Raw genomic sequence first — 12,209 nt, 5'->3', positions numbered from 1 at the left:
TTTATTAATGGATTTTGGGTATTTTTTTTTCACTTTAAGAAATTATAAATTGGCAACGATAGTGAATACTCGACGTAGTAGCCAATTCTATGAATAAAGTATAAGTGCAATTACGTCTCTGTCTTCGCCTAAAGTGCTCGTCAATCGACGAGCTTTCTTTATCTTTATCTGAAAATGATTATGATTAAAACATTGTTACGAACAATATTGTTGTAAAATTGTACAAATGTTAGGTCGAAAGTGTTACGTTTGAAACCTTTACAATAAAACATTGTTTTGTTATACTCGTGTCAGGAGGAATGTCATATGAGTGAAGAATTAATTTCCAAAAAAGATTTACTACAACTTACAGGCATATCGTACGGACAGCTTTATAGATGGAAAAGGAAAAATATCATTCCTGAAGAATGGTTTATGAAAAAATCAAGCTTTACTGGACAGGAAACGTTTTTTCCAAAACAGAAAATTTTGGATCGGATTGAAAAAATAAAAGAGTTGAAGGATGATCAATCATTAGATGATATTGCTAGAGTGTTTTCAACCAATGAAGAAATCGTTTCCGATAGCGGGAATGCTACTTTATCTTTGGAGCAAATCCCTAAACAAGTCGTACAAATATATCAATCACTTTTTCCAAATACTAAATTAGAGCATTTAGGTACGGTGCAATTATGTTCATTACTTTTTGTAAACGAGTGGCTTTCAAAAGGAAGTGTAACAATAGATGAAATAAAGCAATTTCTAAATTTGGTTGAAACGCATAAAAACCAAATTAACTTGGATGAAGCAACTGTCATTTATATTCGAAAATTTGGTATGGGTACATGGATTATTGGAAATCAACATGAAACGTTTGTCGATCAAAAGGATTCAATCTTAATCAATGTTACTCTCTCGAACTATTTAAATAAATCGGTTAAATAAATTATGGAGGAGAGATTATAGTGAGCGTGCAATCAAAGCAGAATGCGATTATTAACGGTTCAGGAACAATTGGTACTGGCAAATATGATGACGTTAGAATTAGTGGAAGCGGACGTATACTTGGTGATATTTTTTGTCATGAAGTGAAAGTAAGTGGCTCAGCAAAATTCAATGGAAAAGTCGAAACTGAATATTTTAATTGCAGTGGGAGCGCTAAATGTCTAAGTGATGTTGATGCAAAAAAAATAAGTGTGAGTGGATCGGCTTCGATTGATGGAAAAGTTTCTGGTGGAGATGTGAATGTTAGCGGTAGCTTTAAAACAAAGGGCGACTTAAATGTTCAAAGTATTAATATTTCAGGCTCAATGAAAACGACAGGAATAGTGAAGGCTGAAGTAATTACAGTAAAAGGATCGCTTTCTACAGAAAAAGGATCTGAATGTGAAGTATTTACAGCTAAAGGTCACTTGTCAATGAATGGTTTATTAAATGCAGAAAACGTAAAAATTACCCATGGAGGATTTGGTTATATACCTCATCATGGATTTAGCTATATACCTGAAATTGGTGGAGAAACGATTGAAATTAGTCGATTCGATGACAATAATATATTTTCACGTGTTTTTACTAAACTATTTAACAATCGAATGAACTTCAAATCAGATGTAATTGAGGGAAGTGCTGTAAAGATTGATTATACGACAGCGAGTGTAGTACGTGGCGATGCTGTAACAATTGGACCAAAATGTGTAATCGACCTTGTGGAATATACAGAAGATGTTCAGATTCATCCTTCTGCAAAGGTAAAGGATGTAAAGAAATTAGAACAATAAGTGGCTTAAGGGATAACCTGAGTCGCTTTTTTTTTGCTTTTTTATGAAAACGGTTATAAATAAGGCAGCATAAGGAAGTTTGAATTGAAAGTTTTAATAAAGTGCAAGCTAGCTCTTTATTTCAGTTATTGAACTATAGTTAGTTGAATGTTAAGATAATAATGTGCAAACGGTTGCAATTAAACTGTACTTATTTATTATTGAAGGCTACAAATATAGTTAATAATGAAAACGCTTTTATGTATTTGGAGGAGAGATTATGACAAATCAAAGTTGGTGGAAGGAAGCGGTTGCTTACCAAATTTATCCACGTAGCTTTATGGATTCAAATGGTGATGGAATTGGTGACTTAAGAGGTGTAATTTCAAAATTAGATTATTTAAAGGAACTTGGTATAGATGTTATTTGGATTTGTCCATTTTACAAATCACCAAATGATGATAATGGTTACGATATCTCAGACTATCAGGACATTATGGATGAGTTTGGTACAATGGCTGATTTTGATGAGCTATTAGAGAATGTACACGAAAGAGGAATGAAGTTAATTTTAGATTTAGTAGTCAATCATACAAGTGATGAGCATCCTTGGTTTTTAGAATCTAAAAAATCTAAAGATAATCCTTTTAGAGACTACTATATTTGGAGAGAAGGAAAAAAATCAGGCCATGAGCCAAATAACTGGGAAAGTATTTTCGGTGGATCTGCATGGGAATATGATGAAGTAACAGATGAATATTTCTTACACTTATTCTCAAAAAAGCAGCCTGATTTAAATTGGGAGAACAAAGAAGTAAGACAAAAAGTATATGAAATGATTAATTGGTGGTTAGATAAAGGAATTGATGGTTTCCGAGTGGACGCAATCAGTCATATAAGAAAACGTCCAGGTTTTCCAGATATGCCAAATCCAAAGAAAGAGAAATATGTGGCAAGCTTTGAAATGCACATGAATCAAGAGGGAATTCACAAATATTTGGATGAGCTAAAACGTGAAACATTTGATAAATATGACATCATGACAGTCGGAGAAGCAAATGGTGTAACAACGAAAGATGCACACCTGTGGGTTGGAGAAAAAGAAGGTAAGTTCAATATGATTTTCCAATTTGAAAGTTTAGATCTTTGGAAGAAAACCGATGAATCTGAAACTTCAATCGCCGATTTAAAAGAAGTACTTACTAAATGGCAAACTGGTTTAGAAGGATATGGATGGAATGCATTATTTATAGAGAACCATGATATACCTAGAGCAGTCAGTACATTAGGTAACGATGCTGAAGCATTTTGGAAAATATCAGCAAAAGCTATTGGAGTAATGTATTTCTTTATGCAAGGAACGCCATTTATTTACCAAGGGCAAGAAATTGGAATGACAAATGTTCATTACACATCAATCAACGATTATAATGATGTAAGTGCAAAAAATATGTATAATTCAATGATTGAAAATGGTTCGACTGAACAAGATGTTCTAGATATTTTGTGGAAAACTGGCCGTGATAATTCTCGCACACCTATGCAATGGAACAGTACAAAGAATGCTGGATTTACAACAGATAAACCTTGGCTTAAAACGAATGATAACTTTAATGAAATAAATGTTGAAATCCAAGAAAAAGATGCTGACTCTATTTTATCATTCTATAAAAAGATGATTACGTTACGTAAAGAAAATAAGGCACTAGTTTATGCACCGTATGAATATCTAGACGTTAAAAATGAACCTGTTTATGCATACACTCGAAAAGGTGAAAAAGAAACATTCTTAGTGATTACTAATTTATCTTCAGAGAAACAAAAATTTACTTTACCGAAAGAATTTACGAAAAAGAATGCACAATTAAGTTTAACCAACGTTGAATTAACAGATGACAAATTAGTTGAAAACATGGAATTTAAACCTTTTGAAGCTAGAGTTTATCACTTAATTTAATATTATTGTATGGCACTTACTCAACAGACTGTCGAATGATAGTCTGTTTTCTTTTGTACAGGATGCTCGCTTTCCATGGGGGAAATCTGTGGAAGTGCAAATAAAAATACTGAAACTGCAATTAAAACTATGAGAACTGTAAATAGGATTACGAAACATGGGGTATTAGAAAAATATAATCAAATAATTAAAGAAATAACATTATATGAGACTTTGAAACAAACAGAACTAAACATAATTCAGTAAAAACAAAAAAATCTTCTCATTTAATTGTCAAAGAATGATCCGAACTTTTTAACGCTAGATTTCACCATTAAATCAAGTAAGAACACCTCTATTTAACGGGGCTCACAACCTTATCAATTAAGGTAAATTAGTGTTCGAATTCTATAATACTCTAAAAATGGTTGTCGAATGATAGTCATTTTTTGCTGCACATTTTTGGCAAAAACCTACAAGGTTTTATAGTATTACAAACACTTCGACAATTTGTAACACTCCTGTAATGGCTTTCAAAATTGTATTTTGTTAGACTTACATTATCAATGAAGGGGGAGAAAGAGATGAAAAAGCAAGTCCTTATAGCTTTCGTATGCTTACTGAGCATGGTATTTTTTACGACTAAATCACAAGCAGCATCTACATATAACCCATACTCAAAGAAAAATCAGGTAACTAAAATCGCTAAACAATATACTGGAGTGCCATATCGTTTTGGTGGTACAAGTACTAAAGGTTTTGACTGTTCAGGTTACGTAGGGTATGTATACAAAAAAGTAGGTACTTCATTACCTCGAACTGCTTCGTCAATGTATACTCTCAGCTCAATTGTTAAAAAGCCTGTTCCTGGAGATTTAGTTTTCTTCAAAAATACATACAAAAAAGGTATTAGCCATGTAGGAATTTTCATGGGAAATAATAATTTTATTTCAGCAACTTCAAGTAAGGGAGTAGCTGTAGTAAGTCTTTCTAATTCATATTGGAAACCGAAATTCGCTGGCTCAGGTAGTGTAATTAAATAAACATAATAATAAATGCAATTTACTTTTCTTAAGAATGGTAGATTGCTTTTTTTTGCACTTATTTTAGGAATAAAGTATAAGTGCAACTACGCCTCTGTCTCCGCCAATCTCCGAGTTTTCTTTATCTTTTCATAAAGTTTTCTTTTTTAATAAATATGTAGATTATGTTCCAATGATATAATGACCTTTAACAAAACTAGTTGCATGAATTTAAAGGAGCTGATAAACATTGCAATAGTCTACTTTACTTTATTTGTTTTAGGTCTAGTATTTGGTTCTTTTTTTAATGTTGTTGGGTTAAGAGTTCCAATTAGGAAATCGATTATTTCACCAGGTTCCTCGTGTTCAAATTGTGGACATAAACTGAGTTCTCTAGAATTAATACCGGTATTTTCTTTTTTACTCCAAAGAGGGAAATGTCGAAGTTGCGGGATTCGCATTTCCAAATTATATTTATTAATTGAAATACTAACAGGTATGTTATTTGTATTATCCATCTATGAAACTGGTTTTCATAAAGATTTAATGATCGCTCTTTCGATAATATCTTTATTAATCATTATTGTTGTTTCGGATATGAAATATATGATTATCCCTAATCGTATTCTATTAATCTTTTTATTTATTTTTAGTTTTGAACGAATCTTAATTCCATTGAATCCTTGGTGGAGTAGTATAGTAGGAGCGTTAGGAGCATTCGTGGTTTTGCTTCTAATTAATCTGATGAGTAAAGGTGGTATGGGAGGAGGAGACATAAAGTTATTTAGTGTGCTAGGTATAATTTTAGGCTGGAAACTAACTCTTATTGCATTTATACTTGCATGTTTTTTAGGCAGTATTTACGGATTAGTCGTAATATTATCGGGAAAATTAAAGCAACGAAATCCGATTCCTTTTGGTCCATTCATCGCAATGGGTGGAGTAGTAAGTTATTTTTATAGTGAAAATCTATTAGAATTTTACCATATAATTTTTTGATAAGCCGATAAATAAAAGGCTATTTAATTGAAAAATTCTTTCAACTAAACAACCCGTACTTTTTCTTATGAGAATAATTTTTCTTCTACACTATTAATAACTGAATTCCAGTATTTTTTGTCTTCAACGAAGTTTGTTCGAATCGCTTTAAAAACAGCAGTTTGTTTTTCTTGGAAATTTGGATCATCTTTATCTGGAAGCTCTTTTTTCATCCCACTTACAATTTCTTCAATTTCCGCAGAACGTGGACCCCATACATTTACTTCATTCCCTTTTTCATCCATAAAAACAAAAATTGGAATAGAACGAGATTTACCATTTGTTAAATATTGATCCATTAATTCTAGGTTTTCATCTCGAATTAGGAATCTAGTATCTATATTAGCTATTTCCATCATTTTTTGAATAACTGGTACATTAAGTAATGCATCTCCACACCAATCTGCAGTCAAAGTAACAACCTTCCAATGACGATTCTTTAATTGTTCAAGTTTTGCTTGTGTATCTTCAGGAATTGTAACTTCATTATAGATTTTTAGAAGTTCTTCTTTATTTACATTCATTGCTTCTACATATTCTTGAAAAGTCATGCCCTTTTCGAACCAAGAATTTAATGACATTTCCATACACTCCTTTAATGTTAATAAATAGTATTATACCCCATTCTTCATAAGAAGGAATGCAATAAGACTTGCAGAATTAATATACAGTATATGCTTTATATGCAGTTTAAGCAGGAGGGAGAAAAATGAGTACGCCTATTGAGATGTCAAAAAGTCGGAAGCGCTTTCCGAAGTGGATTAAAGCTACATCAACTATCTTAATCGTTATCGTCTTAATCGTTGCGGGAACCGGCCTGTACTTAACAAAAAAATCATTACCAAGCATTAAAGGAAATTTAACGATCAGTACGTTAAACCATAAAGTAGAGGTAGTTAGAGATGATAAAGGAGTACCTCATATTAGTGCTAAGAGTTTGCATGATTTGTATGTTGCGCAAGGTTTTGTAACTGCACAAGATCGATTATTTCAAATGGATCTAAGCAGGAGACAAGCGTCCGGACAATTAAGTGAAATAATTGGTGATGCTACAGTGAAGCGTGACTCATATTTTCGAACGCTTGGTTTAAGAAGAGCTGCTGAAGCTTCTTACAGCAAATACGATAAAAATGGACAAAATGTTTTAAATTGGTATGCAGAAGGAGTAAATGCATACATAAAATACGCAATAAAGGAAAATAAACTACCAGTTGAATTTAAAATTTTAAAATATAGACCAACTAAATGGACGGCAATTGACTCACTAGTAATTGGTAAATATATGGCATTTGATTTAGGCGGTCATTGGAATGAACAAGCATTTCGTTATTATGCTATGAATAAATTTCCAAAGGATAAGGCTTTGGAGCTATTTCCTGCTAATAATGATATAGATCCGTATATTATTCCAAGTAATACTTCAAAAATAGACGTAGATAAGAGCTTTGCAAGTGCAATTATTCCACCTGTTTGGAATGGAAGTAATGATTGGGTTGTTAGTGGATCTAAAACCAAGTCCGGTAAACCGTTATTAGCAGATGATCCTCATTTAGGATTAGCGACACCGGCAATTTGGTATGAAACTCAATTAAAATCTGGTGATATGAATGTAAGTGGTGTAATTTTTGCTGGGGTGCCGGGAATCATCGTTGGTCATAATGAACATATTGCCTGGGGAGTAACAAATGTAGGACCGGATGTACAAGATTTATATATTGAAAAACGAAATCCTAATAAGCCAAACGAGTTTTTATATGATGGTCAATGGGAAAAGGCACAGGTTATAAATGAAACGATCAAAATTAAAGGTAAAAAGAATAAGGTGTTACCTGTAATGATTACGAGACATGGTCCAGTGATTTCGGAATTTGCAAGCGACGCTGGAAAAGATACTGTATTCTCTTTGCAATGGACAGCGCTACAACCAACAACGGAGCTAGAAGCGGTTTTAAAATTTGACGTTGCAAAGGATTGGAATTCGTTTAAAGAAGGATTAGCTTTATTTGAAGCTCCTGCCCAAAATTTCGTATTTGCATCAAATGATGGAACAATTGCCTACCGAGCGAATGGAAAAATTCCAATCCGTAAAAAAGGTGATGGGCTAATGCCAGTACCAGGATGGACTAGTGATTACGGTTGGAAAGGATATATTCCATACGATAAACTACCAACAATTGTTAATCCAAAGGTAGGATTTATTTCATCTGCAAATAATAAAGTAGTTGATGATACTTATCCATACCATATTTCAAACTCGTGGGCACAACCTTATCGTCAATTGCGCATTCAGGAAGTATTAAAAAAGAATAACAAATTGACTGTTAAAGATATGCAAAAGCTACAAATGGACGAAATGAACTTACAGGCGAAGGAACATGCACCGAAGTTTATTAAGTCAATAAAACAAAATAAAAATCAATTATCATCTGTTGAAAAATCAGCTTTAAAGGAACTTGAAAAATGGAATTTTATAGATGATAAAGATGAAGCTTCTCCTCTCATATTCCAAATGTGGATGACTGAAATAAATAAAGCATTGTTCGATCAACAAATCTCAAACGATATGATGGATTTATTTGGAGACCGTAAAGTCGTAGTCGACCAATTACTACGTGACAGCTTAAATGGGAAAAAAGTGATCTGGGTTGATGAACAAGGCGGAATTGATAAACTTTTATTAAAAACCTTCAAATCAACAATTAAAAATATTAGCAAAACTGACGGTGAAAATGCAGCTAAGTGGAATTGGGGTAATCACCATAAAGTTGCTTTCGAACACCCATTATCCAGCATTAAAATCTTAAGCTATTTCTTTAATGCGAGAGATCCAATCCCAGTAGGAGGCAGCGCAACTACCGTTAAAGCAGCAGGATATGATGACCAAGGAATCGTAGACCATGGTGCAGCATGGCGAACTGTTGTAGACTTTGCAGATTTAAGTAAATCAGTAAACGTAGTTGGACCAGGACAATCCGGTAACCTAGGAAGTAAATGGTATAGTGACCAAATGGAAGATTGGGCAAATGGAACATATCATACTACTTCTTTGAAAAGTGTTGAAGGTGTTAAAGAAATCTTCGTACCGGGAAAAGCAAAGAAGAAGTAGGAAGCCAGTATAGAGGACAGACCTTTATGAGGTCTGTTTTCTTTGTTTGAGAATTAAAAATGTAGTGATTTATAAATTCATTTTTTAATGGAACAATTCAGTGATTTGTAAAATTGAATAGGAATGGGTGGAAAAGAATTAATTTTATTGTAGATTAAGCAAAAATAGTTGGAGGAGCGGCGAATTTGATTATTATAATTGCGATTCTCGGTTTTTAATTGCGATTCTCGGTTTTTAATTGCGATTCCCAGTTTTTAATTGCGATTCCTGATTTTTAATTGCGATTCCTGATTTTTAATTGCGATTCCTGATTTTTAATTGCGATTCCTGATTTTTAATTGCGATTCCCGGTTTTTAATTGCGATTCCGGTTTTTAATTGCGATTCCTGATTTTTAATTGTGATTCTCGGTTTTTAATTGTGATTCCCGGATATTAATCGCGACACCCAGGATTTAATTGCGATCCTCAGTTATTAATTGCACAACTCTAATTTCTTCCCTTTCCTCATGTCATATAATAAAATATTTAAATAGATTGTCCTAAACTAATTGAAAAAAAGGGGGGCTGTGAAAATGAATGGAATGGGCTTAGTTCTCGAAGGTGGAGGAATGAGAGGGATTTATACTGCCGGTGTTCTTGATTATTTTCTAGAACAAAATATAGAAGTTCCTTATGTGATAGGTGTTTCTGCGGGTGCTTGTATGGGAACTTCTTATCTATCGAAACAACATGGTCGTAATAAACGAGTAAATACGGAATTTTTACAGCATCCAGATTATATTTCTTTTAAAAATTTAATTCGTAATAAGCAGCTTTTTGGCATGGACTTATTATTTGATATTATTCCTAATGAGTTAGATCCATTTGATTTTGATTCTTTTTATAATGCTGAGCAAAAATTTGTAGTTGGTACGACTGATTGTGTTACAGGAGAACCTGCCTATTTTGATAAAGATCAAATTGTAGAAAAAACAGATATGTTAAATATAATTCGGGCATCAAGTTCTTTACCGTTAATGGCTCCAATCATTAAGTTTAATGATCATTTCTTGATGGATGGTGGCATTGCAGATCCGATTCCGATCGGTAAATCTGAGGCGGATGGCAATCGTAAAAATATTGTTGTTTTAACTAGAAATGCTGGTTATCGTAAGAAACCTTCTAAAGGAACTTGGTATTTGCAAAAAAAGTATAAAGATTATCCAGGACTTGTTCAGGCCGTACTAAATAGATCTGAAGTTTATAATAAGCAATTAGAATATATTGAGGAGCAAGAAAAAGCTGGAAATATATTAGTCATTCGTCCTGTACAAAAGTTAAAGGTTGGACGAATCGAACGAAATAAAGGGCGTTTATTAGGGCTTTATAAAGAAGGTTATGAGGATGCTAAGCGGCTTCGTGAACAAATTTTAGAATTCATATCATACGAAAAAACGACCTGTTAATCAGGTCGTTTTAATATGTTGAAAATTAAACTATTTAGACTGAATGAAAACGCTCGTCTTTCAAAGTACGAAGCATGTTTTAAAAGCGAAACAACTAAGAAAGCGAGTGTTTGTCAACAGTCTGATCAACATGTTAAATTCAAGTTGCTTTTTATGAGGGAGGGAGAAAATAAATTAATCCTTATCATTATTATTATTTTTGTTGTTATTATTGTTCATCATGTTTTTCATCATCATTTCAAACATTACCATATCGACACCTAGACACGGATTCATACAGCCACAGCGACTTCTTCTAAAGCAACAACTTCTGCATCTGCAATGACAGTCGTGATCACAACGATCTCTTCTGCAATCGTCACAATCACGGTCTCTTCTGCAATCATCACAATCACGGTCTCTTCTTCTGCAATCGTCACAATCACAGTCATTACGTCTACATCTACTTGAGTTCATGTTGACTTGATCTTGGTTGTTCCACATCGTAGAACACCTCCTTGAATTATCTACATGAACAATGTATGCAAAGATGTCCCATCAAGGAAAGGCTAGTACCTAAATAAAAAATAAAAAAGCACATTAATCTTTTTAAGGACAATGTGCTTTTTATTATTCAATATTAATGTGGGAAGAAAACCATTTGGATTAAGAATAAAATTCCAAAAATATAAATAACTGGTTTAACATCTTTTGCTTTCCCTTTAACGACTTTTAATAATGGATAGGTAATAAATCCAAGCGCAATACCTGTAGCAATACTTGATGTAAGTGGCATTGTGATAATAACTAGAAATGCAGGGAATGCTTCTTCAAAGTTATCCCACTCAATATGTCGAACGCTACCCATCATTAAGCAACCTACTACGATTAATGATGGTGATGTAATTGCTGCTACACCAGAAATTGAATTAACAAGTGGGCTAAAGAATGCTGCAAAAACAAATAGTAATGCAACGACAAGTGCTGTTAAACCTGTTCTACCTCCAGCTGCAACACCTGCTGTAGATTCGATATAAGCTGTTGTAGGTGAAGTACCAAACATAGCTCCAATTGTTGTACCTAATGAATCAGAAAGCATCGCACGACCAGTACGTTTTTCATCTTTCTTATTTAATAAACCAGCTTGTGAAGCTACTCCTAAGAATGTACCTGTCGTATCAAAAATTGTAACTAATAAGAATGAAAAGACAACTGAATAAAGTCCATAATGAATGACATCTGAAGCTGCTGTTACTGGATTAGCAATAATGATATGCTCAGGTAGTTTAGGTAAAGAGAAAATACTTCCTTTAATGTGTAGTTTTCCAGCTAATCCTGCGATGATTGCTGTTGAAACCATTCCGAAGAATAAAGCTCCATTTACATTTAAGGCAAATAAGATCACTGTAATTGCAATTCCGACTATAGTAAGGACTACACCAGTAGAATGAAGATCGCCTAATCCTACCAGATTATCTTTATTAGCAACGATTATACCTGAAAGACGTAAACCTATAAATGCGATAAATAATCCAATTCCAACACTAATTGCATGTTTTAATGTATTTGGAATTGCTTCTATTAAATGCGTTCTAAATTTTGTTAAAGATAGAATAACGAATAAAATACCTGTAATAAATACAGCTGAGAAAGCTAATTGATATGAAATACCATGTGCTTTTGAAACAACCGAATAAGCAAAATATGCATTCATTCCCATTCCGGGAGCAATCGCGATTGGGTAGTTTCCGAACATTGCCATAAATAGTGTTCCGACTAAAGTTGCAATGATTGTTGCAGTAAATGCTTGGTTAAATGGAACACCAGCATCGGATAATATAATAGGATTTACAATAATTATATAAGCCATAGTTAAAAAAGTGGTGAAGCCGGCTATAATTTCTGTTTTAACGGTGGTGTTAGCCTCTTTTAATTTAAACATAATA

11 protein-coding genes and 1 pseudogene are annotated in these 12,209 nt (G+C 33.3%); 9 read left to right on the top strand and 3 right to left on the bottom strand.

From position 1 onward, the window contains the following. The first annotated feature begins 306 nt into the window (after window positions 1-306). From ACFVR2_RS17860 to ACFVR2_RS17830, 7 genes and pseudogenes are all read left to right on the top strand, one after another. Complete coding sequence (locus tag ACFVR2_RS17860; protein ID WP_387364579.1) at window positions 307-924, top strand: DUF4004 family protein; 618 nt, start codon at window positions 307-309, stop codon at window positions 922-924. A gap of 20 nt (window positions 925-944) precedes the next feature. Then, window positions 945-1,757 (top strand): polymer-forming cytoskeletal protein, encoded by an 813-nt coding sequence (locus tag ACFVR2_RS17855; protein ID WP_387364576.1) that lies wholly within the window; start codon window positions 945-947, stop codon window positions 1,755-1,757. A gap of 259 nt (window positions 1,758-2,016) precedes the next feature. Continuing rightward, window positions 2,017-3,693 (top strand): glycoside hydrolase family 13 protein, encoded by a 1,677-nt coding sequence (locus ACFVR2_RS17850; protein ID WP_387364573.1) that lies wholly within the window; start codon window positions 2,017-2,019, stop codon window positions 3,691-3,693. Between the two features lie 75 nt (window positions 3,694-3,768). Then, window positions 3,769-3,939: a hypothetical protein gene (locus tag ACFVR2_RS17845; RefSeq protein WP_387364570.1), complete on the top strand. Its 171-nt coding sequence runs from the start codon at window positions 3,769-3,771 to the stop codon at window positions 3,937-3,939. 317 nt (window positions 3,940-4,256) lie between these two features. Continuing rightward, window positions 4,257-4,715, top strand: coding sequence for a C40 family peptidase (locus ACFVR2_RS17840; RefSeq protein WP_387364567.1), 459 nt, complete (start codon window positions 4,257-4,259; stop codon window positions 4,713-4,715). Window positions 4,716-4,895: 180 nt separating this feature from the next. Beyond that, window positions 4,896-5,156, top strand: a pseudogene (locus ACFVR2_RS17835) (prepilin peptidase); the annotation flags it as partial. A gap of 36 nt (window positions 5,157-5,192) precedes the next feature. Beyond that, a complete protein-coding gene (locus ACFVR2_RS17830) occupies window positions 5,193-5,693 on the top strand; it encodes a prepilin peptidase (protein WP_387365071.1) in 501 nt (166 codons plus the stop codon). A 65-nt stretch (window positions 5,694-5,758) separates the two neighbouring features. Here the strand turns inward: ACFVR2_RS17830 and ACFVR2_RS17825 are convergent, their stop codons facing one another. Beyond that, window positions 5,759-6,313 (bottom strand): thioredoxin family protein, encoded by a 555-nt coding sequence (locus ACFVR2_RS17825; RefSeq protein WP_387364564.1) that lies wholly within the window; start codon window positions 6,311-6,313, stop codon window positions 5,759-5,761. Between the two features lie 128 nt (window positions 6,314-6,441). Between ACFVR2_RS17825 and ACFVR2_RS17820 the strand changes: the two genes are divergently transcribed. Then, window positions 6,442-8,838, top strand: coding sequence for a penicillin acylase family protein (locus tag ACFVR2_RS17820; RefSeq protein WP_387364561.1), 2,397 nt, complete (start codon window positions 6,442-6,444; stop codon window positions 8,836-8,838). A gap of 573 nt (window positions 8,839-9,411) precedes the next feature. Beyond that, window positions 9,412-10,284 (top strand): patatin-like phospholipase family protein, encoded by an 873-nt coding sequence (locus ACFVR2_RS17815; RefSeq protein WP_387364558.1) that lies wholly within the window; start codon window positions 9,412-9,414, stop codon window positions 10,282-10,284. A gap of 174 nt (window positions 10,285-10,458) precedes the next feature. On the opposite strand, the gene ACFVR2_RS17810 is transcribed toward ACFVR2_RS17815, so the two are convergent. Continuing rightward, a complete protein-coding gene (locus ACFVR2_RS17810; RefSeq protein WP_387364555.1) occupies window positions 10,459-10,767 on the bottom strand; it encodes a hypothetical protein in 309 nt (102 codons plus the stop codon). A 136-nt stretch (window positions 10,768-10,903) separates the two neighbouring features. Then, a complete protein-coding gene (locus tag ACFVR2_RS17805) occupies window positions 10,904-12,205 on the bottom strand; it encodes an NCS2 family permease (protein ID WP_387364552.1) in 1,302 nt (433 codons plus the stop codon). Between the last annotated feature and the right edge of the window lie 4 nt (window positions 12,206-12,209).

The organism is Gottfriedia sp. NPDC057991, assembly GCF_042886615.1.
Classification (GTDB): Bacteria; Bacillota; Bacilli; order Bacillales; family Bacillaceae_G; genus Gottfriedia.
Note: the sequence above shows the minus strand (reverse complement) of the source record. Positions and strands in the feature narration are given on the sequence as shown.

Bases quoted from the DNA above. Each gene is read 5' to 3' on its own strand.
- ACFVR2_RS17845 (WP_387364570.1), top strand. From the start codon at position 3,769: ATGGGGGAAATCTGTGGAAGTGCAAATAAAAATACTGAAACTGCAATT.
- ACFVR2_RS17850 (WP_387364573.1), top strand. From the start codon at position 2,017: ATGACAAATCAAAGTTGGTGGAAGGAAGCGGTTGCTTACCAAATTTAT.
- ACFVR2_RS17825 (WP_387364564.1), bottom strand. From the start codon at position 6,313: ATGTCATTAAATTCTTGGTTCGAAAAGGGCATGACTTTTCAAGAATAT.
- ACFVR2_RS17840 (WP_387364567.1), top strand. From the start codon at position 4,257: ATGAAAAAGCAAGTCCTTATAGCTTTCGTATGCTTACTGAGCATGGTA.
- ACFVR2_RS17830 (WP_387365071.1), top strand. From the start codon at position 5,193: ATGTTATTTGTATTATCCATCTATGAAACTGGTTTTCATAAAGATTTA.
- ACFVR2_RS17805 (WP_387364552.1), bottom strand. From the start codon at position 12,205: ATGTTTAAATTAAAAGAGGCTAACACCACCGTTAAAACAGAAATTATA.
- ACFVR2_RS17820 (WP_387364561.1), top strand. From the start codon at position 6,442: ATGAGTACGCCTATTGAGATGTCAAAAAGTCGGAAGCGCTTTCCGAAG.
- ACFVR2_RS17860 (WP_387364579.1), top strand. From the start codon at position 307: ATGAGTGAAGAATTAATTTCCAAAAAAGATTTACTACAACTTACAGGC.
- ACFVR2_RS17810 (WP_387364555.1), bottom strand. From the start codon at position 10,767: ATGTGGAACAACCAAGATCAAGTCAACATGAACTCAAGTAGATGTAGA.
- ACFVR2_RS17815 (WP_387364558.1), top strand. From the start codon at position 9,412: ATGAATGGAATGGGCTTAGTTCTCGAAGGTGGAGGAATGAGAGGGATT.